The 25,779-nt window shown below is 46.8% G+C and carries 8 protein-coding genes and 1 pseudogene; 5 read left to right on the forward strand and 4 right to left on the reverse strand.

The window, feature by feature from the left end:
• Positions 1–132 precede the first annotated feature (132 nt).
• From ACO0LH_RS05855 to ACO0LH_RS05865, 3 genes are all read right to left on the reverse strand, one after another.
• A complete protein-coding gene (locus ACO0LH_RS05855; RefSeq protein WP_422940103.1) occupies positions 133–13,053 on the reverse strand; it encodes a hypothetical protein in 12,921 nt (4,306 codons plus the stop codon).
• 634 nt (positions 13,054–13,687) lie between these two features.
• Positions 13,688–15,778, reverse strand: coding sequence for a hypothetical protein (locus ACO0LH_RS05860; RefSeq protein ID WP_422940104.1), 2,091 nt, complete (start codon positions 15,776–15,778; stop codon positions 13,688–13,690).
• Positions 15,779–15,912: 134 nt separating this feature from the next.
• Positions 15,913–18,108, reverse strand: coding sequence for a peptidase domain-containing ABC transporter (locus ACO0LH_RS05865; RefSeq protein WP_422940105.1), 2,196 nt, complete (start codon positions 18,106–18,108; stop codon positions 15,913–15,915).
• Between the two features lie 357 nt (positions 18,109–18,465).
• On the opposite strand from ACO0LH_RS05865, the gene ACO0LH_RS05870 reads away from it, so the two are divergent.
• Together ACO0LH_RS05870 and ACO0LH_RS05875 are read left to right on the forward strand one after the other, a co-directional pair.
• On the forward strand, positions 18,466–19,695 hold the full coding sequence (locus tag ACO0LH_RS05870) for a glycosyltransferase family 4 protein (RefSeq protein WP_422940106.1): 1,230 nt from the start codon (positions 18,466–18,468) through the stop codon (positions 19,693–19,695).
• 218 nt (positions 19,696–19,913) lie between these two features.
• Positions 19,914–20,024 (forward strand): annotated as a pseudogene (locus ACO0LH_RS05875) (helix-turn-helix domain-containing protein); the annotation flags it as partial.
• On the opposite strand, the gene ACO0LH_RS05880 reads toward ACO0LH_RS05875, so the two are convergent.
• Positions 19,974–20,996, reverse strand: a complete 1,023-nt coding sequence (locus ACO0LH_RS05880) for a hypothetical protein (RefSeq protein WP_422940107.1) — start codon at positions 20,994–20,996, stop codon at positions 19,974–19,976. The pseudogene ACO0LH_RS05875 and the gene ACO0LH_RS05880 sit on opposite strands and share 51 nt — an antisense overlap.
• Before the next feature lie 389 nt (positions 20,997–21,385).
• On the opposite strand from ACO0LH_RS05880, the gene ACO0LH_RS05885 reads away from it, so the two are divergent.
• From ACO0LH_RS05885 to ACO0LH_RS05895, 3 genes are all read left to right on the forward strand, one after another.
• Positions 21,386–22,099, forward strand: coding sequence for a phosphoribosyltransferase (locus ACO0LH_RS05885; protein WP_422940108.1), 714 nt, complete (start codon positions 21,386–21,388; stop codon positions 22,097–22,099).
• Positions 22,100–22,628: 529 nt separating this feature from the next.
• Positions 22,629–24,557, forward strand: coding sequence for a hypothetical protein (locus ACO0LH_RS05890; RefSeq protein WP_422940109.1), 1,929 nt, complete (start codon positions 22,629–22,631; stop codon positions 24,555–24,557).
• Positions 24,558–24,572: 15 nt separating this feature from the next.
• Positions 24,573–25,715 (forward strand): hypothetical protein, encoded by a 1,143-nt coding sequence (locus tag ACO0LH_RS05895; protein WP_422940110.1) that lies wholly within the window; start codon positions 24,573–24,575, stop codon positions 25,713–25,715.
• Positions 25,716–25,779: the final 64 nt, after the last annotated feature.

Genomic DNA, 25,779 nt, shown 5'->3' on the forward strand with positions numbered 1-25,779 from the left:
AGTTTGCCGTGATATTTTTAATATTTGGTCGCTGGAAATTGATACTCGTCGCAAATGATCTGGTCATGCATTTGTAACCAGATCATTTGCGGTTTGTTTTGCTGCTCTCTTATTCAGGTATTGGCATGATGCTTACTGAATACGATTATTACTGGCACTGACACCCGCCCAGGCATCAACGGTTTGTGCCGTTTTGCCGAATGACGCATTTTGCAGCGTGGTGACTGCCGTTGCCATGTTCAAGCCTGTCAAACTGCCACGCAAACCATCGTAATACGCCAGGTCACCGCCAAGAGCCGCGGTATTGCTGTCACTCAAATGCGCACTCAGCAGACTATTCATCAGGTTCCAGTTGGTCAGCGTTGGTGTTGCTGCCAGGGCGGTGTTGAACAAACCAACCAGTTTCTTGAAGTCAAACTCTTCAATTTCCTTGTTATAAAGGATATTGGTAGAACTGGCGCTATACGTGCTGGCCGCCTGCTCTATCACCTGCAAGTTGACAAAGTTCTGGTTGGCCGTACCGCTATACCAGTTCTGGAAGGTAATGGCATTGGCGCCGCCCGTGTTCATGATGAGGTTGTTGCCACTCTTGCTGAAGGTCAGGTCGCTGTAAGAGATACCACCACCCAGTGAGAGCGTATTGGCAACGCCCGTCCCCGCGGTGATGGTAGCCTTGCCATCACCCGTGGTAAATGCAACAACCGCTGCGCCAGCGCCAAGGGTGATGGTATTGGTACCTGCACCACCAGCAATGAATTGTGCACCGCTACCGGCAATCATAGTAGTGTTGCCCGACCCACCCAGCATCGCACTGGCGCCGCCAGAATCTTTCAGGGTACTGGCACCAGTACCGCCTTCCAGTACGTCTGTACCAGCCCCACCTTCAAGCGTACTGGCACCGCCGTTGGAAACGATGAGGTTGTCACCGCTGTTGCCAGTGGCCGTCAACGCTCCAGTACCCGTCAATATCATGCTCTGGACATTGGTCGGCATGGTGTAGCTGACAGATGACTTGATCAGGTTCACACCACCAGTTTGTGCCACCACGACGTCAGCGATGTTGTTGACCACAAAGGTGTCATTACCAGCACCACCTGTCATGGTCGTGATACCTGAACCAGCAATCAATGTGGTGTCACCCGAACCGGCAACAAGTTTGGACGTACCGGCATTGCCAGTAATGACGTTAGACAAAGAGTTACCTGTCAGCGTGATGCTGGCACTACCTGTACCGGTGATATTTTGTACATTGGCTGGCAGGGTATAGCTGACTGAGGTCTGCACCAGATTGGTATTGGCATTGGCTGCCTGGGTAATCACGTCACTGGCATTGTTGATCACAAAGACATTGCTACCCGTTCCCCCCACCAGCGTTGCCAGACCAGTACCCGCTATCAGGGTGTCATTACCAGCATTACCCGTGATTACATTGGCCAGGGTATTACCAGTCAGGGTGAGATTGGCATTACCGGTACCGGTCATGTTTTGCACATTAGCCGGCAAGACATAACTGACCGAAGTCTGAATCAGGTTTTTATTGGTGTTGGCAGCTTGTGTGATGACATCACCAACATTATTGATGACGAAAGTACTGGTACCTGTACCGCCCACCAGCGTGGCCAGGCCACTGCCAGCAATCAGGGTGTCATTGCCAGAATTGGCAGTTATCACATTCGCCAGGCTGTTACCTGTCAGGCTGATGTTGCCACTACCTGTGCCAGTGATGTTTTGCACGTTCGCTGGCAATACAAAATTCACCGAAGTTTGCACCAGGTTATGGTTGCTGTTTGCCGCCTGGGTGATCACATCGGCAGAATTGTTGACTACAAAGGTGCTGGTACCGGTGCCACCAACCAAAGTGGCCAGGCCACTGCCCGCAACCAGTGTGTCATTGCCGGTGTTTGCCGTGATGACGTTGGCCAGGCTATTGCCGGTCAGTGTGATATTCGCCGTACCTGTCCCTGTGATATTGCGCACACCTGTCGGCGTGGTGAAACTGAACGGCACCTGTACCGTATCTATACCGTTAGTGCTTCCTTCTACGACGACATCGGCTGCGTTATTGAGGACAAAGGTGTCGTTGCCAGTACCACCCACCAGCGTTGCCAGGCCGCTGCCGGCGATCAGGGTATCGTTGCCACTATTAGCCGTGATCGTGTGGGCAGAGCTGTTGCCTGTTCCGGTGATATCTGCCGTACCTGTCAGTACCAGCGAGGTCATGCCTGCAGACAGCACTGCGCTGGTGGCCGAATACATAGTGGTGGCCGCGCTCAACAGGCTGCTGATGGTAGACGTACCGCCATCGGTAAAACTGACCTTGGACAAGGTATTGCCATTGACCACCACTGAGCCGCCACCAGTAACCGTCAGCGTGACAACGGTGGAACTGCCTGAACCGGTCGATGTAGCATGGATATCAGCGGCCGTCAGGCCAGTGCCAAATTTCAGCGTGTCTCCACTGGCACCCTGGGTGATGGTGGTCACGCCATTGCCTTTGTTAAAGACGTAGGTGGTGTTACCAGCACCGCCCGTCAGCGTGGATTTACCGGTGCCACTGATGAGGGTGTCGTTTCCGGCGCCAGCAATCAAGGTGTCATTACCCGAATTGGCGGTAATGACGTTGGCCAGGCTATTGCCTGTCAGGCTGATATTGGCGCTACCGGTACCAGTGATATTTTGTACATTCGCTGGCAGCACATAACTGACCGAGGTTTGTACCAGGTTGGTATTGGTGTTGGCTACCTGCGTGATAACGTCACTGGCATTGTTGATCACAAAGACATTATTGCCCGTACCACCCACCAGTGTCGCCAGGCCTGTGCCAGCGATCAGGGTATCGTTACCGGAGTTGCCCGTGATGACGTTGGCCAGCGTATTCCCGGTCAGGCTGATGCTTGCGCTGCCCGTACCCGTGATGTTTTGCACATTCGCAGGTAACACATAGTTGACCGAGGTCTGCACCAGGTTCTTGTTGGTGTTGGCAGTCTGGGTAATGACATCGGCAGAATTGTTGACCACAAAGGTATCAGTCCCTGTACCGCCGATCAGGGTTGCCAAACCCGCACCAGCTACCAGCGTGTCATTGCCGGTATTGGCGGTGATGGTGTGCGCTGTGCTGTTACCGGTAAGGACAAGATTGCCGGTACCTGTACCGGTGATTTTTTGCACATTTGCTGGCAAGGTATAACTGACCGATGTCTGTACCAGGTTGGGATTGGTATCCGCACCCTGCATGATGACGTCACCAGTGTTATTGACCACGAAGGTGTCATTGCCGGTACCGCCGATCAGGGTCGCCAGGCCAGTGCCAGCAATGAGTGTATCGTTACCGCTGTTGGCGGTGATGGTATGTGCCGTGCTGTTACCGGTGCCGGTAATGCTCGCTGTGCCTGTCAATACCAGCGAAGTGATATTGGCGGGCATGACGGTACTGGTGGCAGAATAAAGCGTGCTGGCCGCATTGAGCAAGTTGCCGATAGTGGTCGTACCGCCATCAGTAAAGCTGATCTGCGACAAGGTATTACCATTGACCACGACATTGCCACCGCCTGTCACGGTCAGCGTTACCACTGTCGAACTACCGCTGCCACTGGATGTCGCGTGGATGTCGGCAGCGGTCAGGCCAGTGCCAAATTTAAGGATATCAGTGCTGGCAGTCTGGCTGATGGTGGTCAAGCCGTTGCCCTTGTTATACACATAGGTGGTATTGCCAGAACCACCTTTGAGGGTATCTTTACCTATGCCACCAATCAGGGTGTCGTTAGCGCCGACCGCCACCAGACTGTCATTACCGGTATTGGCAGTAATCACATTGGCCAGGGTATTGCCGGTCAGGGTGATATTGCCGCTATAGGTACCAGACAGGTTTTGTACGTTTGCTGGCAAGACATAGGTGGTGGACGTTTTAAGCAGGTTTTGGCTGGTATTGGCAGACTGGATAATGACGTCAGAGGCATTGTTGATCTCAAAGACGTTGTTACCAGCACCACCGACCATAGTCACCAGGCCTGCGCCTGCAATCAGCGTGTCGTTGCCTGAATTGGCTGTCATGACGTTGGCTGAGCTATTGCCGTTCATGATGACGTTTGCCGATCCGGTTGCCGTAATATTGCTGGCACCTTCCGGCAAGTCATAACTGAAAGCCACCTGCACGGTGTCAATGCCGTTATTACTGCCTTCAACGATCACGTCGGTCGCTTTATTGAGGATGAAGGTGTCATTGCCCACACCACCAATCAACGTGGCCAGGCCTGTACCAGCAATCAGGGTATCGTTACCGCTATTGGCAGTAATGGTGTGTGCCGTGCTGTTGCCGGTACCGCTAATGCTGGCAGTGCCGGTCAATACCAGGGATGAATAGCCAGGCGTTAATACAGCACTGGTGGCTGAGTACATGGTGCTTGCCGCCCCCAGCAAGGCACTGATGGTGGATGTGCTGCCATCGGCGTAACTGACATTGGTCAGGGTATTGCCATTGACCACGATATTGCCACCGCCGGCGACAGTCAAGGTCACGACAGTGGAGCTACCGGTACCGCTGGAACTGGCATGGATGTCGGCCGCCGTAATACCGGTACCGAATTTTAAGATATCGGTGCTGGTGGTCTGGTTGATCGTGGTCAGGCCATTACCTTTGTTGTACAGGTAAGTGGTGCTGGCTGTGCCGCCTGTCAGCGTGTCTTTGCCTGTGCCACCGACCAGGGTGTCATTGGCACCGGAGGCGATCAGGGTGTCGTTGCCGGTATTGGCGGTGATAACGTTTGAACGGCTGTTACCGGTCAAAGTCATGTCTGCATTGCCAGTGCCGACGATATTAACTACGGTACCTGTTGCAACGTAAGTGCCTGTCGTCGTGGCGGTGATACCATCACTGTTATAAGTAGAGATAGTTCCGTTGGCGTAATGTGCCGCGCCACTGCTCTTACCATCCTGCGTGTAAGTATTGCTACCGTAACTACCGTCAGCCTTAGTCCAATTATCACTACTCAAGGCGGTGCTGATTATTCCTGACGTATTTTTTGTGGTTGCAAGAATTAAAGCACTTGGATGAAATCCTGTTGGCAGATTCGCACTGATAGAGGAATTTGCGAGTGGACTTAAAACACCATCGGTGCCAATCGCATACTCAAGTATTGTGGCACCCGAATTCGAACTGGCATACAGGTACTTTCCTGTGGGATCAATCGTAATGTTGTCAAAGGCAACCCCGGAGGAAACGATGGGAACAGACAATGGTGTGACAGAACCATTGGCGTTAAACGCGTATGCAGATATTCCGGTTCCAAAACTCGTCGTTCGATAAACATATTTACCCGAATTGTCGAATACCACGTGATTGGTTGCGTTATTGTCGTTAAAGGGTGCTGCCATCGCGGTGAGCTGTCCATCGCTGCCTATACTGAATTCAGATGCACCAAAGATCAGGTATTTTCCAGATGGATCTATAGTTGCTTTGAAATCAGCAAAAAAGCCAACACCCGCTATCCCGCTTGCAATTGGGGTAGCCATGGGATTGAGCGACCCATCTGCGCCTATCGTAAATTGATAGAGTGCTGGCACACCCGTACCCAGGTTGGTCATGCCATAGGCATATTTTCCGGTGGGATCAATAATCAAATCTGTCACACTCGCAGCGACTCTGGCTGTGCTTAAGGGCGTCAACTTCCCGTCAGCACCAACAGAGAATTGCGCGATATAGCGTGGAAGATTGTTCTGATTCAGCGTATAAGCAAACTTGCCTGTAGGATCAAGGATGATCCTGACGGGGTATTGATCAGGGTTAGACGTACTGCCGCCAAATGCAGTCGCACCAATCGAAGTCAAGCTGCCATCTGGTGCGATGGCATATTGCCATACATTGCCCTTGTACATCTCAAGGCTATTGCTAGCAACGTACAAATATTGTCCAGAAGGGGATATCGCTGCATCAAAGATATTGGATATATCGCCTGTCAACAGGGATTTAATTGTCATCAAACTTCCCACCGCATCTTCGGAGAATTCTGTCGTGTTCGTAGTAAGATTGAGTGTATTCAACCTCAAGTCGAATACATAGGTGGTCGTAGGTTTGTTGATCACCATATAATTACTTACCGTAGAATTACCCAGACCATCACTGACATAAGCGCTGTAACTTCCATCGGCAAATTTAACTTTGCTCAATCCGCCTTGCATTGTAACGGTCGGGCCGCCGGAGACTTTTAATGTCATGGTGGGTAGATTGCCGACCAATGCATTGGTAAATACAATATTTCCTGCGGAAATGCCTGCTCCAAATTGCAAGGTGTCGTTGCTATTGCTATTTGTAATGCTAACGTTACCTGTGTTAACGATATAGGTCACTGATCCCGTACCACCCGTCAAGGTATCGCTGCCACTGCCGGCCACCAAAGTATCATTGGCAGAACCAGCAATCAGAACATCGTTACCGCTATTGGCGACGATGGTTGCTGCTGTGGAATTACCTTTCAAGGTGAGGTTGTTGCTTCCCGTTCCTACCAAACTGGTCTTGTGCCCACTGATATTACTCGACAAAGTAAAATCAACCGAAGTCTGCACGGTAAAAGAAGCATTACCAGGGCCGCCTAACAATACATCAGATGAATTGTTGACGATAAACGTGTCGTGAGAGTTATCTCCACCGCCGACCATCGTCACCAGGCCGCTACCTGCAATTAAGGTAGTATCGCCGAATCCTGCATCCAGTTCACTATTTCCAATACCGCCGATCAAGGTGTCGCTGCCACCTATGCCAGAACCTCGGTAAAAATCACTGGCATAAATCGTATCATTACCATCGTTGGCTACGATCACGTCATCCAGTTCGTTGCCGTACACCGTCACACTGTTAGTTCCAGTCAAGGTGAGGTGCTGTATGCCAGTTCCCATTCTGGTGTTGTATGCGGACGTCGCAGCAGTTGCGCCGGTGCTGGACTGTGCGAGCAATCGACCCAGACTATAAGAACTACCATCTGCCAGTTTGATTTGGTTCAGGTCACTTGAAACCCATTTTGGAATGACAACAGAGCCGCCCAAATTATTGGTCACGGTCATCGTGTAACTACCATCACCTTGCCTTGTTGTCGAAGCCGATAAATTACCTAGCGAAATACCGGTACCAAAAACAAGCGTGTCACTGCTGGTTGCTTTACTGATGGTTGTAGCACCAGTTCCGCTATTAATCTGGAAGGTGTCTGCGCCCGTTCCACCAACGAGGGTCGAATTGCCGACACCAGCAACAAGGGTGTCATTACCTGCATTGGCAGTAATAAGGTCATTGAGATTATTTGCGGTCAAAACAATGTTTGCATTGCCAGTGCCGGTCAATTGCAGCAAGCCCGTCGCGGCAGTAATACTGACACTGGTTTGTTCAATATCGTTTGCCGCATTTACGCCAGCCTGAATAACATCGCCAGCTTTATTGATGACAAAGGTATCACTGGTCCCTGCGGCGCCACCCACCAGCGTAGTTGCTCCGCCACCTGCAATTAGCGTGTCATTACCAGTACCTCCAACGAGTACACTATTACCACTACCACCAACCAAAGTGCTCGGGCCACTACCCGCTGTTAACGTATCATTACCATTATTGGCGGTGATCAGGTTAGGGAGATCATTACCCGTGGCAGTCAGGTTCCCAGACCCAATCAAAGTCAGGTTGAGAATACCAGCCGGCAAAACCGGCACGCTGGTAGATGAGGTCATCGCTGTAGGACCAGTAGGCGATTGGCTCAATAACTGGGCTACAGATACCTTACTGCCGTCGGCGAATACGAAATTATTCAGCGAACTTGCCGACCAATTGCTGATGACAACCGAGCCGCCCAGTTTATTTTTAATTGTAACGTCGTTACCACCGCTAATGCCAGCAGCGAGTGTTGCGGTAAGAGACGCTGCTGTGACACCTGTGCCATAGGTCAATCCATCACGTAATGCGCTTTGCTGAATGGTCGTTGTTCCATTGCCTGCCTGTACGACATATTGCTCTTTGCCAGACCCACCGACCAGAGTCGCGTTACCTGTTCCCGCTATCAATGTATCGTTGCCAGTGCCAGCAATTAATGTGTCGTTACCACTGTTGGCAGTGATCACGTCATCAAAGAAGTTTCCGGTCGCACTGAGGTCAGCATTCCCTGTCAACGTCAGTTTCACTGCACTCAATGGCATTACCATGCCAGTCGCAGAAGAAATCGCATTGGCAGGATTAAGCGCCAGCAGTTGGCTGATGGTCATCGTAGATTTATCGCCCATCAATATCGTAGGTGATCTTGTTGCACTGACCCCTTGAATCTGGACTGAACTATTAACTATGGGAATATTGAGCAAGACATTGGCCGTGCCATCACCAGCTGCAGTAGCTGTCGCAGTCACATGGGTGCGGTCTGCTATGATTTGCAGCACTTCAGTACCGCTCCCTGCGATTAGGGTATCGTTGGCTGTACCAGAGATGATAGTGTCATTACCAGTCTCACCATAATAGAGATTATTACCATGGCCACCTACCAGGGTGTTATTGCCACCACCAGCGTGGATGACGGTGTTACCACTTCCTGCCACCAGAGAATCATTGCCTGCACCACCAATCAAAGTGCTGTTACCGCTAGCACCGATCAAGGTGTCATTACCGGTATTGGCTGTAATAATATCGCTCAGGTCGTTGGCCGTCAGAACGATATTATCTGTTCCTATACCAGTCAACTTTTGTATTCCGCCAGCGGCGGTCATGCTTACTGTTGTTTGTTCAATATCGTTGGCAGCATTGCTTCCCGCTTGAACAACATCGCCGGTGTTATGAACAACAAAGACATCGCTAGTCCCGGTTGCACCACCGATCATGGTGGTTAATCCCGTGCCGGCGATCAGTGTGTCATTACCAGTGCCGCCGATGAGTACGCTATTGCCACTACCACCGACCAGCGTGCTGGTGCCACTGCCAGCTGTAATCGTGTCGTTACCGCTGTTAGCAGTAATCAAATTCGGTAGGCTATTACCAGTGGCTGTCAGGTTGTCGCTACCAGTCAATGTCAGCGTCTTGATGGCGGGCGGTAAAACGGGAACACTGACCGACGATGTCATTGTCGTGGGATCATTGCCTGAGAGGCCAAGTAATTGCCCCAACGTAGACTTACTTCCATCTGCAAAGACCAAATTATTAACGGTATCTTCAGACCAGTTTTTAATGACGACAGATCCGCCTTGCGCGTTGACGATGGTAACGTCACTTATGCCACCGGAATCAGTAACTAAGGTCGCTGTCAACGATGCGGCAGTTATTCCAGTTCCATACGTAAGCGTGTCTTGGACTGCGCTCTTTTGTATCGTGGTTGTCCCTGTGCCAGCGCGAATGGTATATTGTTCTGCTCCGATCCCACCCACTAAGGTTGCGTTTCCTATGCCGGCAACTAAAGTGTCGTTACCTCCGCCGGCAATCAAGGTATCGTTACCGCTATTAGCGGTAATAATATTATCGAACTGATTGCCAATAGCTGTGACGTTTCCAGTTCCAGTCAATGTCATGTTACGGACAATTGGAGCAAGGGTAACATCGGTGGAAGAACTGGCTGCGGTTGGGCCATCGGTCAGCGCGGCCACCATCGCACCCAGCGATACCAGACTATTGTCTGAAAATGACAGCGTGTTCACCATACTGCCATCTGCGTTGGCATTGATGACGACCGAGCCTCCACCATTATTTTTTACCGTCGTAATTAGCGTCCCGTTCGCAGAAGTTGCAGCGCTGACAGAAAGACTACTTAGTGTTATTCCGGTAGAAAAATTGAGATTATCTGCACCGGTACTGCGATTGATGGTTGTGACCGTATTTTTACCCGCAGTCACTTTATAGACATCAGAATCACCACCACCGACCAAGGTATCGTTCGCCGTACCAGCGATCAAAACATCATTACCCAAGTTACCGACAATCGTATTACTGACATTATTGCCGGTCGCGACCAGATCGGAATAACCAGTTAAAACCAATGCCTGCCCGCCGTTTCCTGAGGATGCTGGCAAGGTCTGGTCTACAGAAGAGTAGGTTGTATTTCCGACCGAAATCGTCGGCATAAGCAATTGATCTATCGACACTACAGAGCCGTCACCAAACGTCACTTGTGACAATGCGCAAAGTGAAATAGTGACTATTCCACCGTCAGGCAAAGAAAATATAACGTCGCGTCCATTCCCGTATTGGGTCGTTGATACCTCAATATTCGCGATTGTTACGCCAGCGCCAAACTTCAATTGATCTCCGGCTCCACTATTATTAATTACGGTGTTTCCGCTATCACCAGCTATTTGGTAAGTTGTAGGACTTTGGCCACCAAAAAATATGCCAGTTCCACTACCTGCCACCAGGGTACTAGTCCCACTGCCAGCAGTTAACTTTGCAACACCTGCGCCGCCATAAATTGTGACGTTTCCACTCCCACCAAAAACCTCAGTCGGATTGTCTTCAGTTCCACCATCGCCGCTGTAAATAACGTCAGACCCTGCACCTGCAGAAATTTTACTGATACCTTCACCACCATAAACCGTGGTATCTCCTACACCAGCAGTAATTATTGTTGGTTGCGCAGCGTTACCGCCATTGCCAGCGTAAATGATGTTTTTACCGGCGCCACCATAGATTGTATCTTTACCACTGCCGCCATATATAGTTGCGTCACCAGAACCTCCGTTGATCAAGGTTTTTCCGCTACCTGCAACCAACGTGTCTTTTCCAGCTCCGCCGTAGATCGTACTGTCCCCGCTACCAGACCTGATATAGTCGTCACCAGCACCAGCAACCATCACCGTTTTTCCGCTACCGCCCAAAAGCACTTCCTTGCCAGCTCCGGCATAGAGTGTGTCATTACCACTGCCACCAATCAGCGTGTCGTTACCGCCTGCTCCATATATCTGGGTATTGCCGCTACCAGCAAATATATAATTGTTGTTTTTAGTTTGTGAAGTAGCCCAGGCTGCGTTACTGTCCCCGCTATAAATCGTATCATCACCTGTACCGCCAAGGACTGTTGAATTTCCCCCTTGTAAAACAACAAAATCAGTTCCAGTTTCGCAATCAATGTAGTTATTACCACCACCACCGAAAATTGTGTCATTGCCTTTACCACCATAAATGGTGTTGTTGCCAATGCCAGCTTGAATCTGGTCATTCCCACCGCCAGCATCCAAGTAATTATTCCCGTTTGAAAGCAGATAATAACTATTTCCTGTACCACCAAAAATTGTGTCGTTGCCCAAGCCTACAGGGACGATTATTTGACCGGATCCGGTGTCTTCAACGAGAGTACTACCTTGATATCCATCTGGTGCATTAAACGGTGGACTAACTTGCCCTGAAACATTCGTATTGACGATATTGTGCCCAACCATTGTTGACGTCCAATTCGCCGCTAAGGTAGTCGTTTCTGTCCCACCACTTACGGTAACCGAGCCGGGGCCACAAACAATCACGTTATTGCCAGTGCCAACACTTATGTCATCATCGCCATTTCCACCGACAATCGTGTTATTGCCGTCACCCACAGCGATATAATCACCTTTCACATGCGTGGCAACGGCAGTTTTTTGCAGGCTTAACATAGCTGCCAGGTCTGTTTGTACCGAACCAGCAAAGACCTTGTTATCTCCATTTCCCAGTAAGAACAAATCCTGACCAGAGCCACCGCCTCCCGCTATCGTGCTTTTGCCGTTCCCGGTAACAAAAAAATCGTCGCTTGTACCACCCGTAAGGCTGGCATTGCCATTGCGTATCCGAAAACGATTTGATTCATTATCAGTAACTACGGAAAAATTCGTATCTCTAGCATTATCAGGGTAGTTATTTACATCATAAAAAGTGTACGATTTATGAACACCATCAAGCTTGATTACATTCCCTTGCAATGGCGTCATGACCAATTCTGGTGCAGGTGTGCCATTGAACGCAATGGAAAGAACATTGCTATTTGGCGATGTAGTCTGTCCTTCACCACCCACAATGTTTGAAGTCAATTGAACTGACTGACTTTTTGTGGCATCACCTGTGTAAACCAGGCTAAGCGTAACTTGATTTGATCCTGCTGGAATGGTGGCGCTAATGCTGCCATTGCTGAACGATAAAAGTTCTGCACCCGTACTCAATTTAAAAAGTGAAGCGTCAGCACCGCTCAACACGAGATTAATTGTTTGCGCCGTTTTATCCGTTACCGCAGTAAATATTGTAAACGTCTGGTTAGGCCCGCCGGCGTTAGAACTCACATCCTTAATTTGATCGCCGGAAATAAATGGGTTTGGTCCAGTTTTCGGTTCAATCGCAGCTCGGCCAATGATCTTGATTCCCAGATAGCCTTTGGAATCCTGCGTGGCAGTGGTAAGGTTGAAGTTATTGACAATCATCTTGCCACCATTGGTACCAAGAACACCTTTGCTGATAGTCAAAGTACCTATCGCATCGCCAGCCAAATTTGATTTACCGTTCAATGGCTCATATTTATATTCTGTGCCATCTGTTGCAGTCCAAAGTAAGCCATTGTCTGGATAAGTCAGCTTTGAATCCTCGCCTGGTCCAGTGAGTTGTTTCTCACCACTGCTGGTCGCATAGGAGAGAGTTGATTTTGCAGCATCACACCCGTTAGGGTCAATCGTGTCGATTTCAGGAGTATCTGATCCCCCTTTATAAAGAAATTTAAGAGTGGAACCAGGGCTAGCTACAAATCTCTGATTTCCAGAACCACCAAATAATTGCTTTGTGGTGTCGTTTGTAAAGACGATGTCTTCGCCTTGATTTGCTACAGAGAAATCATCGCCAGGGCCACTATTGGTTCTGGTAACGCCAGAATTGGGATCTACAATTACATTTCCACTGTTGCGCACAGAATTGGAGGTGTCGTTATTGGCTAATTGAAACTCCGATTCAATTTGATCCGTAATTTTCTGGTAGTCAGCATTGTTTTGAGCCAATGTTTTACCATTACGTGGAGGCCCATTAAAAAAATTGGACTGTGCGCCATAAACTACTGCCGTTTTGTCTTCTATCGCAGCGCCAGTTTGCGCATCGATAGCATTCACTATATTCTGATTGGCGATAGTTATTGTTTTGCCCGCATTCAAACCAACTATATTTGCTAATTTTAATGGTGTCGATAAGTCGCCACTTAAAGGCCGGCTAAAAAACTGTTTGCCTAAAATCGTAACCGTTGAAATGCCAGTAAACGTTAGGCCGCCACCGTCCAACCAATTCGGCACCAGGTTTAGTTTTCCCGAGTTTGCATTATTTGGACCAAAACTAAAATCTAAGGTACTAATTCGCCCTTGATGCTCGCCGGCAATATCATATTTAATCGCGACGGAGGACATTCCATAAGTAATGGTCGTTGTCCCTTTTTTCGCCCATTCCATATGGACTGGACCGGTATTTGTGGTTGTCGTTTTAGTAGTGATGTCATAGCTTGCAGATGTATTGCCTGGGCCGGCAATGCTAACTTTTCCTTGCTTATCCCCCTTAACAACAACACTAATTTTGTAATCGCCTAGACTAAATACAAGAGTGTCACCCTTGAGTTTTAATGCCATGTTTCTCTTTCTAATGAGAACCTTCGTTCTCTAAATTAATATCTCATTCCCCACCGTCGTTACGTTTATTAAATAAACCTAGTGGTGGGGTTTTACAAACGATCTCTTGGTCAGAGTCATTTCTGTTGCTTTAAGGAAGCTGCAATTTGAGAACGGCATTTCCTGAAATGACGGCAAATGTTTTCGGCCCTAATCTGACAAGACTACTGGGATCGTACAGGCTACCAATTAAACCTAATTGCGTACCATGCGCATGGGCAATGCCAGCCAACGTCGTAACAGTATCGCTGGCAGTTCTTTTACGTATTGTTGAATCAAACGTAAAATAGATATCGTCATTTTTGTCTATTACTATGTCTTTGGGGTAATACAAAAATTTATAATCTTTCTGAACTATAAATTCTTCCCCATACTCACCCCAACTGGTAACGTTTGCTGTGGGGCTAATTTTTCGGAGCACTTGATCATCAAAAACAACCATATTCCCCTTGTAGTCGAACGCTATATTCGTCATGGATAAGAACACAGCGTCCTCGCCAATGCCATCTTTTCTACGGTACGCCCTATTACCTGCGAAGACAGTCGCTTGGCCTTTAGCATTTAGCTGATACAAGACATCGCGAGAACTAAAGAATATTTTCCCCGCCGAGTTTATAGCGATACGATCAGGGGAAAAATTATTGTCTACTTGTTGTACACCATCAATAAAAAAATCTTCTTTGGGGGCGCTAACAACAGTACTTACCTTGCCTTTAGAATCTAATTTTCGTATATCGCGATTGTCAATTTCAACTACATAGAGACTGCCTCGATCATCTAGGGCTAAATTACTTACTCCCTTAAATTTAGCCGACCTTGCCTCACCATCTTGGTGACCTTGACCAGATGGTCCTGGCATGCCAGCGACGGTACTGACGACACCGATCGGGCTAATTTTACGAATCACATTATTTCCATGATCAGATACATACAAATTACCCTGTTTATCTGCGACTAAAGCGAACGGCAAATCGAAACGTGCATCTGCACCAGGGCCATCAACGTATCCGCCTGTCAACTTCTGACCGGCTATCGTGCTAACGTCGCCTTGTTTATTAATTCTTCGGATGAAATTATCATCGGCGACATAGATATTTCCCGCAGCATCCAAAGCAGGTTTACCCATTGCTCTAAATATGGCATCAGAACCACGTCCATCCAGATGCCCAGCTTTATGGTGACCAGCAATAACGCTTGCTTTGCCATTTTTATCAATCACTCGTATGATTGCACCTTGTGTCACATACAAATTTCCTGCGCTGTCAATGGCAAGCCCGTCAGGTTCTTTCAAGCTAGCCACTTCGTCTTCATTAAATCTAGCTGGCTCAACTATCAGGCTTAAGGTAGATACCACACCATTATTGGAAATTTTTCTTATTGCGTTATTAGATTCGTCTGCTACATAAAGTACGCCATCTGCATCAACGGCAATATCCTTGGCTACACCAAATTGAGCCTGGGTACCAGTGCCATCCCTCAAGCCTTGTTTTCCCGGCTGACCTGCAATAGTGCTGACCACACCATTCGGACTAATTTTGCGTATGCAGTAATTAATCATATCGGTGACAAATAGCTCACCTGCAGCGTTGGCCGTTATACCCATAGGGCGATTGAATCTGGCGCTAGCACCTTGTCCATCGGCCCAGGCAAATTGACCGGGAGACCCTGCCACGGTAGAGACCTGGCCTTCCGGGCTAATTTTACGGATCGTAGAATTGGCGACATCGGCAACGTAAAGATTATTTTTGGCGTCAATTGCCAAGCCAGATGGAAATTTGAAGCGGGCCGTTGAGTTCATTCCATCGGTACTGCCTGCTTGCCCAGCCTTGCCAGCGATGGTGGTGACAACGCCTTGCGGGGTCATCTTTCTTATGATGTGATTTCCTGTATCAGCGATATACAGATTGCCAGACGAATCGATAACCAGACCTTTACTATTGACACCAAAGTCGTTTAAAGTCGATCGGCTAAATTGTGCTTGCAGACCGACACCATCTGCCCAACCAGGGCCCTCCGTACTGCCAGCGATCAAGCTCAAGGTGCCCGGAGCAATCGTGGGCGCCTTGTTCTCAAGTTTAATATCTGGCCTATTTTTCGAGTCCGTTTGCGCATTGCAGTCGAAACTAGTAAATCCAAGAGATACGCTAAGCGCAATGCAAAGACGAGGTATGATTAATTTCATTTGTAATCCCCAATACAATTTTAAAAACCGTTGATAGTAAGTAAATTTAAGCGTTCTTCTTTTCGCTCAATACTTCTGTTAAATACACCGAATTTCAATACAAGCAATACAGGCACTTTCTACCTTTAACTATGTCATTCCTGGTGCCGACCTATCTTCACCACCTCATCCACCAATAAATTCTTAGGCAACGCATGCGTAATAAACAGCATGGTCACTTGTCCTTTTAACTGATTAATCGTCGCAGCAAAGTGTTCTGCCGTTTCTGCATCCAGGCTGCTGGTCGCTTCATCAAACACCAGAATCTTCGGTTGCTTTAACAAGGCGCGGGCAATCGCCATGCGTTGCTTTTGTCCGCCCGACAAACCGACGCCGCGCTCACCGATTTCTGTCTGATAGCCTTGTGGCAGGCTTTCAATGACGTCGTGCATCTCTGCCATACGGCAGGCGTGTGCAGCTTGCTCAAACGTGGCATGTGGGTTGGCCATTAATAGGTTGTCGTAGATGGTGCCTGAGAACAGCACAGTTTCTTGTGGCACGACGCCAAAGTAATTACGCAGTTCGTTGGCTGACAGATGACGAATATCGTTACCATCGATCTTGATCTGACCTTCTACAGGTACATAAAAGCCTTGCAGTAGTTTTGCCAGAGTGCTTTTGCCAGAGCCGGATGGCCCCATGATGGCGATGACCTTGCCGGGTTCTACTCGCATGCCAAAGCCCTGGTACAGGAAAGGCAAATTATCGCCATAGCGGAAGCTAAGGTTTTCGATGGCGATACTACCCTGACTTTCACGCAGGCGGTTGGGCAAGATCGAATAGGGTTCCATCGGTGCATTCATGATGTCGCCCAGGCGCTGGACTGACATATTGGCTTGCTGGAATTGCTGCCACAACCCAACGATGCGCAGCATGGGTTGAGAAACACGCCCGGCAAACATCTGGAAGGCAATCAGCATGCCAATGGTGAAGGTGCTGTCGTTCATAACGGTATAGGCACCCACGACCAAGACCAGCAAGGACATCAACTGTTCCAACCCATTGGCGGCAACGTTGTAGGTATTGGCGATTTGCTTCATGGCGAAACCGGCTTGCAAGTAATCTGCCAGGTAATCGCCATAGCGTGTGCTGAGCTGGGCTTCCATCTGCAGGCTTTTGACTGTTTCCAGGCCAGAAACGTATTCGGTCACAAAAGCCTGGTTACGTGCGCTGAGCAGGAATTGCTGGTTCAGCCTGTCCCTGAATATCGGTGCCATCACCAGGCTGAGCAAGACGATGGCACCTATTAATGACAAGGCTAGCAAAGTCAGCGTGACGTTGTAATAGAACATGATGCCAACAAAGATGAGCAAGAAAGGGAGATCGAGTATCAGGGTGACGGCAGCACTGGCCACAAATTCACGGATGGTTTCTACCCCATGCAGGCGAGCGGCAATGACACCGGTGGGCCGGTGTTCAAAATAGCGTGGCGGCAGCTTGAACAAATGATCAAAGACGGCACTGCCCAGAACAGCATCAACCCGGTTACCGGTATGCAAAACCAGGTATTGACGTACCCAGGACAACAAAGCCGAAAACAGCATGAAAACGAACAGGCCAATGCCAATGACGATGAGAGTGCTTTCTGTACGATGCACAACGACCTTGTCAATGACGACCTGGGTGAACAGAGGTGTGCCCAGTGCCAACAGCTGAATGATCAGTGAGGCGATCAATACATCACGCCAGACGCGCCTGTGTTTTAGCAGCTCAGGGATGAACCATTTGAAGCCAAATAGCCTGCCCGCGTCTTTGGTGGCATCGGGGTCATTGATGGCTTGTGCTTCAGGTGCGAGCTGGAATACGGTGCCGGTATAGTCACGGTTAAATTCTGCATGCGTAAGGGTTTTAGGGACATTGCTGCCTGCTTCAAACAGTACCACTTGTTCTGCATTGAACTGCACGATGATTGCCGGGCGTACTGCGGGGCTGGTCGGGTTCGTGGGCGTGGACGTGCTCGGGTCGCTACCATCTTTGATGGCAAGGTCGATGGTTCTGGAATGCAAAATCGCCAAGCAAGGCAAGTTCAAGCTGCCAATGGCGTCACTACGACAATCCTTGCGCTTGATCTTGAAACCCAGGGCGCGGCCTGCATGGATGAAGAAGTCTCCGATATAAGGTGGCGGAAACTGGCGTATCAGCAGATTGCTGTCAAAAGGCTTGCGGTTCAATGCGCAGAAGCTGCCCATTGCCCAAACCACATCCTCCACAGAAAAGGTTTGACGCCCTAAACTTTGGGCATTGTCATGCTGCTTGAACGCAAACAAGGTACGTAAAAAATTACCGAACATCAGGGAAGATCATTCAGGTGAGACTTCAATGGGACGACACGCAGGGAGAACAATTGTTCGTTTGGCCCGGTGTATTTGCCGCAGGGAAATAGAGGGGTGTACTGGGGGCAGCGGGATACAACTACTGCCAGCTTAATGCATCGCATGCACGCGATCTTTCAAATAAGTATTGCTATCCAATTGGTTTTAAAACACTGCATTGATATCTTGTCGACAGACTATCAATGGTCGCACATGTTCGCGCGGGCGCATTATGACACATTTTTTAATATTGTTGTAAAATAATAAATTCCCACAGGGCAATGTGCATAAAAGCCCATTCTCGATTTTGCCTGAATCGTGTACAGTGCTGACCCCATGAAAGTCTTATTCGTCCATCAAAATTTCCCAGGCCAATATCTGCATCTGGCACGCCACTTGGGCGCAACACCAGGCAATGAAGTGGCATTTATTACTCAGCGTACCGATGCCAATTTGCCGGGGGTGCACAAGTTTGTTTATAAACCTCAGCGGGAGATCACGCCCGGTGTGCATCATTACTTGCAAGAAACAGAAGCGGGTGTATTAAATGCACAGAATGTGGCACGTGTAGCGCTGTCGCTGAAAGAATCTGGTTTTGTGCCAGACGTGATGCTGGCACACAATGGCTGGGGTGAGTTGTGGTATCTGAAAGAAGTGTTTCCTGATACGCCCCTGATTGGCTATTTTGAGTTTTTCTACCGGCTGAAGGGTGCGGATGTGGGTTTCGAGCCAGGCCCGCCATTGATATTTGATACGGGACCTCGCCTGCGCACAAAGAACTTCGGTAATTTGCTGGCTCTGGATGCGGCAGAATATGGTCAATGCCCTACCCAATGGCAAAAGTCGCTTTACCCAAAAGAGTACCAGCACAAATTGCATGTGGTGCATGAAGGTATTGATACGCAAATTGCGGCACCAAATAGCGCAGCCCGGTTTTCCATACCTGGTACGGATATCGAACTATCACTGGATGATGAAGTCGTGACGTATGTGGCGCGTAACCTGGAACCTTACCGCGGTTTTCCAAGCTTTATGCGTAGCTTGCCAGCCATACTGTCGCAACGCCCGAAAGCGCGTGTTCTGATTGTGGGTGGGGACGACACCAGTTATGGACCAAAACTGAGCACTGGGCAGTCTTTCCGGGAACAGATGTTGCAGGAATTGGGTAATACGCTTGATCTGAGCCGCATACATTTCCTGGGCAAGGTGCCGTATTCGGCGTTTATCCGTATTTTACAAATTTCAACCGTGCATGTGTACCTGACTTATCCGTTTGTGCTGTCTTGGTCGATGCTGGAGGCGATGTCGGCGGGTTGCATCATTGTGGGATCAAGCACGCAACCGGTTCAAGAAGTCATTACTGATGGTGAAAATGGTTTGCTGGTGAATATTTTTTCGATTGGGGAAATTGCTCAGCGTGTGGTGGATGTCTTGAAAGACCGCAAAGCATTTGATTACCTGCGCCACAATGCCAGACAGACGATACTTGAGAAATATGATTTGCAAACCATCTGCCTGCCTGCGCAATTGGAGTTGCTGAAGATGGCTAGTGAAAAATCTGAATAGATTTAGTGGCCCATATCTGTTTTGACTGGAAGACCCCAAATTAAAAAATAAAACCTACTTCTTCGGGCTCAAATACCAACTTGCCCACCTTAAGAAATGAATTTGGTGTTGATTTGCACTGAAATTAACCCCACCTCCCACTTTGCTGGATAATTTGCATCTATTGTGACCCACGTTTAGCACACAATCCTACTTATCTTGATGAGTATGAAGCAGGAGTGATTGACGTGGCATTACTAGGTATTATTCGACGCTGGCACATTCGTGACCAGATCCCATTACGCGAGATCGCCAGACGACTGGGCATCTCTCGCAACACAGTCCGGCGCTAGACTTTCTACAAATGCCTTGGCTCGGCGGCTCTCATCCTGCTCCTTGGTTAATTTTTCGGACATGGCCTTAAAGCGTAGATCGGCAGCAACGGCATTCTCTTTGCCCTTCGATCTTGTTCTCTCAGCTTCGTCGGAACAGGCTACCAATTCACGAACAAGGTCAGGAATTTTTTTTAGAAAATCACCGACGTGTGCTTCTTTCCATTGCTGACTCCATTCGGCATCGTAATAAGATGTATAAGCTTGAAGACCTAGGCGACCGCTTGGGATTTCTTGAATAGATGTCCAGCTATTTATATTCGTTCGAGAAAATTTGGGAGGTGTATGTTCATTTTCCCGTACATATTTACCGTTCATATATCGCATGGTAGTTGACTCAGTCATTTCAAAGAGTGTAAGACCGATAGGCGTTCCCATTTCTCTTTTCATTTTTGCGACCTGTTCTTTGGTTACGCCTGTTAGTTTCTGAGGTTTCTTGCCATCGACCAGCAGATCAACTGGCGTGGCAACCAGCATTGCTTCTGCATAGGATGCCAGTCTTGATTTTTCTGAAGATATGAGGGAGAGGTAGACAGTCCACGCGTTCTTCTTTGCAATCAACGGATTGGGTAGAAGGATCAACTGATAAAAGCCGTTTAGCCCTGGGTTTGGTGGATTTGACGCGTCCATCTTTGCAATCAGGCAGGAGCGGTTTTGATAATTACGGACAAGTTGTTTAGCGCGATTGTCTTCTACATATTGGGGATGGGCGCTACGATAATGCTTCCAATAGTCTGGATTTCGCTCCAGCCAGGCCTGTTGGGCGCGTGCCTGATTGTCGACATAGTCGGAGTCGGTGTCACGCTTGAACTGCTGCCATAGCCTTCGTCGGGCTTGCTGACATGCCTTTTTGGTACAGTAGGTTTGGGTGGGGTTCTGCGGGCGGGGGCAGAAAAGTTGGCCGCATCCGAGACAGGCTCGATTTTCCATAATACCCTCCCAACCAATTACGCCCTGGCTGTAGAGTTTACCAATCTAAGCTGCTGAACGGCATCACTGGATCTTGGCCTTGTAGGGGCAAGATCATCAAAGTTCAAATATTGCTAAATTGCAATTAATTTAACCAAAAATATTGATTGCACTAACTCCGACTCGAAAAGAGGCGGATTGCAATAACTTCGACTACAATTACCACCCGTCCAAAATTTTGCAATCAGCGCTGAGCCTTTATTTATCGAGCTTTGTGATTGCACTAACTTTGGATGCCTCCGAGATGTCTGTACAGTAAAACGAAAAGGCCAATCATTCTTGATTGGCCTTTTTTGCGTTTATCCACTAAACAGCTTTCCTAATCATATTAGATAAATTACATTAATGCTATGAATGCGAATATACCAATCCGTACTCCATGGCAAAATTTTCCATCAGTGATTCTGCACACAGAAGAGTCACTAGTAAAAAAGCATCCCCATTATCAAGAAGCTAAAGCAGGGGACGCAGATGCCGCGTTTACCTTAGTCAAGGAAACCACTTCTGAGCAGGCAGTAACAGAGCTGAAAGAATTGATTCAGGGACGTCAAGCCATCCTTGTCTCAGCGCATGCATTTGAAAAGGATGGTGTCAACGCTATACCAGAAGCATTTGCCGATGAACTTGGGCGAAGATTAGGCATACCTACTGACGGCAGCGTAGTACAGATTAATGTCGTCGGACATACTGGCGCAAATGGTTTTGCTCGTATGGCCAGGCAAGCAATTTTTGACGGTACTGTTATTAAAGGTGCTAATTACGTACTCGTCGATGACTTCATAGGTCAAGGCGGTACGCTTGCGAATATGAAGGGATTCATAGAAGCAGAAGGCGGCATAGTAATCGGAGCAACCGTATTAACTGGGAAACCGTATTCAGCTATACTTACACCAACGCAAGAGCAATTGGCAGAATTGAGGGCAAAACATGGAAAAGACTTTGAAGACTGGTGGCGAGACAAATTCAGTCACGGTTTCGACTGCCTTACTCAATCAGAAGCAAGGTACCTTACGCGGACCGAGGATGTTAACACCATCAGAAATCGTCTTGCTGCGGAAGAGTAAGCAAGAGATTGCAGCCAGATTTAATGCTAAGCGCTAATCAATCCTGTAGTCACAAAAGTAAAAATACAGACCTCGGAAACCACGATTTTATCCAGTCATGCATATGTTTTGGCTGCGTGACGAAGGCAACCGAGCCTTCAGCAAGCAACTCTTAAAAGGCCTGAGTAAAATGTTCTGGGAGCCCACCACGTCCCCACAGGCCACAACCTGCTCAAAGTACTAATCGAAAATGCCATCATCGTCGGTCAGGTCCGCACCGCAATGATGTGCGATGACATGGAATCACGCCAGGGAATTCCGACTAAATTCCAATTCGAAAAATCAGCTATTTTTTATTTAGAAAAACGAGCTTTTTATCAGCAAATAATAAGATAAGCGCTTGCATTAAAAATGCACAATCTAAGATTGTTAAGAATCGAATTTTCAAAAGAATGAAAAATCATAGGACGAACGATTTCAATTATTAAGCCTGAGATTTAAGTAAAATTTTGAATGTATGAATGAAGCCCTTTAAATATCAAGGAATAAAATGGATAACTTAGACAGCTTTTACTCTGGAAACATATTTAGTAAAGAGTATTACGGCGTGTATGGAACATTCACGCCAGAATCTAGTGAAGATTTAGAATACTTAATGACAAATATTCCAGTCAGTGATCTTCAAAGTATTAAAACAGCCGCTGATATAACAGAATTCGACAACGTAACCTTCGAAGAAATCATTCAGCGCGATATTGATTACAAACGTGTTGATGATGAACTGATCGCACAATATTTAGAGAGTAGCGATAAAGGGGTTAAATTTTTCCCTCCTTTGTTAATATCTTTAGTACCTTCAAAAACTGATGAACCCGCTGCTGTAGTACATCAGCCTGTCACTACTATTGAAAATAACAAATTAATTATTACGTTTGGGAAAGCTAGCTTTCAATTGCATCTTAATCTCTCAAATAATGCCACGCCGCACAAGATCAAAGTTGATGATAACGTTCGTTATCGAATTCCTTTCGCAGCAATAAAAATCAATCCAGATGCCGTTAAGTTAGTAGTAATTGATGGACAACATCGGTTTGAAGCGCTCAGAAGAATGGCTTCAAATCCTGTCCAACGGAAACATATTGAAAACATTGAAGTTCCAGTTTGTATATTCTTTACTCGCCGAGATCTCTCGCACAATGCATCGACAAATAGTGATTTAAGAGAATTATTCGTCACCATCAACTCCAAACAAAAAGATGTCAGTGGGCATTTCATTGTCTTACTGGACGACAAAAAGCTTTCCTCTCATATAGTTCGCACTCTCGCCAATAAATGGAAACGGGAAGAACTAATCCCTGGTCGTTGTGCCCTCCCACTTCTTGAATGGAATACAAGAGAAAGTCGATCAGCATATCAAAGACAAAAGAAATATTCGGTCACTACGGTCTCCGTAATTGCTGATTGTATTACGAAGTATTTATTTAGTGACAGTCGCAAAGGCTACATGCATTCTTTACTCCAACTGACAGAAATAAAAGATCAATTAGTCGGTTCAAAAGATGCAGTAGGATATGATCAACTTGATAATTCCACTTTTTCAACTGAGCAATTTTCATTGCTAAAATCTCGTGTTGAAACACGAATTGTCGAACCACTTGACGTACTACTTAGAGAGCCTCGTCCCTATAAAGAACTCATAGCATCCTTTACCAAAAAACTGTTCGACTTTACGGAACAAGAACAAAAAGGCATCGTCGGAATTAACTATTATTTAAACGAGGTACTTTATAAGTATCGTAGGTGCACAAAAGGTGATCAACAAGCACCAAGAGATGCAGAAATTGAATTTGAGTCAGCTATAAAAGGTGACGACCTTGATGACGCTATATATTTTAAATTAATTTTTCAGCAAGGTTTAATGCGCAGTTGGGCTGAATATGCGACTTCATTAAGCAAGTATAAATTACCCGCGAAAATATCAGCACAATCATTAATTGCTGGTCTTGAAGTACTTTGCTTTAAAAAAGGGGCACGATTTTGCGAGCCATCAAATTTATATACTCAAGCCCTAATATTCGAGGGACAAAGAATAGTACAGAATGAAACATCAAGAAAAGCTTGGATTCATTTACTTCTCGCCACTCTGATGAGCACAAACGTTAGAAAAGAAATCGCTGATTTCATTCAAAAAAATGTCACAGAAATTGAGTTAGCCAGTTTGGAAAGTACACTTCTGAAACTCGGGGAAGAAAATGCAGATGAATACTTGGAATTGTATTTGGAAGCGGCCGAGGGAGATATAAAAAGAAATTGGCGCTATCGTGACTTAAGTCGAGAGGACATGGATCAATTAATAGAACTAGAAGCAGATGCGAAGAAAAAAATAGCTTTTGAAGAAAAAATATCTGCCTTAGCCAGAATTAAATTCGATGAAGCAAGCAAGTCATTATATGCGGCTCTTTCCACGGCTAATACCTAATTACTTGAATAATTTATGTCTAAGAAAAGTATTCATCTTTCAATCTTTGACGGTACGTTCAGCGCAAATACAACGCTTCTTTTTGTCAAAGAAGAGGACTTGGAAACATTAAGAGAATATAAGAGCGAACTTCCCGAAATTCCAGATTTTTGTTTTACTATAAAAAACCAGATTGTCAACGATGATCTTTGGTTGCTTGCCTTTTTTGGCGCTGCGTTTTACTTAGAAAAAACAAATACAAAACATTTCCACGTGTCTGGATGGGAGACGAACCAAACAAATTTTCAACATGCGATTCAAGGCTTGAGCACTCTTAGATCAGAAATAGGAAACTGGAATAAACTTGAAGCAATCGACAAAAAATTAAAATGTCTTCATGATTGCTTACCACCCGCATATTCCGACGCGAGGCTCGGATTAGATTTTGTTCGCAAATACTATTTAAATATTTTGCTACCAATGCAAGAATTGCACTTATTTACGGTACCAGTAAAAGCTCCGCTGTCAGATCCGATTAGTAAATCTATTTTAATTTTAAAAAAACAAATTGAGAGTCTTCAAACAACAAAGGTCAGGAAATTTCTAAATCCTATTCACGAATGCCTTGCGAAGATAAGTCTAGATCAAAGTTTGTCGGACGAAGACTTACTATATGAATACTCAGGATATTGTCTTTGGTTATCTCGAATAGAATTACAAAAGAAAAATGCTACTGTCTCAATTATGCTTTTACATCGGGCATGTGATTTGTTAATACAGAGTATCTGTTGCCGAGAAAATCTGATTACCTCAACAAAAGAAGGATTCAAATATACTCAAGGTGATTATGCTAAAGAAAAAATATACCTAAAATCCTCACTTGAGCTTTTAAGTTCTAATAGTTTATATGTTATTGAAAGGAATATAATCAACGAATTTTTTGCTCTGAATAGAGCGCGTAATGATTGCTTACTTGGGCACGGGACCTTCGGGCATTTTGAAAGTGATGCAGGAGTATTACATCAAAAAATTTCGAATGCCGTTAAAGCTCTTGAAAATGGTACCAGATGGGTTAATCTGCCAAATAATTTCGAGATCGGAGCATCATTTGAAATATCTAGTTTATTAAGTTCAAATACTGCACTTGCCACTTACATTACTTTACCTAGCAATGTTTAGTTTAATAGTTTCGGTTTAGGCTGTTCTGCCAATATCATTTATTTATTTCGCTTAGTAACGGTCA

This window comes from Undibacterium sp. TJN19, assembly GCF_049339485.1.
Classification (GTDB): domain Bacteria; phylum Pseudomonadota; class Gammaproteobacteria; order Burkholderiales; family Burkholderiaceae_D; genus Undibacterium.

Bases quoted from the DNA above. Each gene is read 5' to 3' on its own strand.
- ACO0LH_RS05885 (WP_422940108.1), top strand. From the start codon at position 21,386: ATGAATGCGAATATACCAATCCGTACTCCATGGCAAAATTTTCCATCA.
- ACO0LH_RS05870 (WP_422940106.1), top strand. From the start codon at position 18,466: ATGAAAGTCTTATTCGTCCATCAAAATTTCCCAGGCCAATATCTGCAT.
- ACO0LH_RS05880 (WP_422940107.1), bottom strand. From the start codon at position 20,996: ATGGAAAATCGAGCCTGTCTCGGATGCGGCCAACTTTTCTGCCCCCGC.
- ACO0LH_RS05895 (WP_422940110.1), top strand. From the start codon at position 24,573: ATGTCTAAGAAAAGTATTCATCTTTCAATCTTTGACGGTACGTTCAGC.
- ACO0LH_RS05890 (WP_422940109.1), top strand. From the start codon at position 22,629: ATGGATAACTTAGACAGCTTTTACTCTGGAAACATATTTAGTAAAGAG.
- ACO0LH_RS05865 (WP_422940105.1), bottom strand. From the start codon at position 18,108: ATGTTCGGTAATTTTTTACGTACCTTGTTTGCGTTCAAGCAGCATGAC.
- ACO0LH_RS05860 (WP_422940104.1), bottom strand. From the start codon at position 15,778: ATGAAATTAATCATACCTCGTCTTTGCATTGCGCTTAGCGTATCTCTT.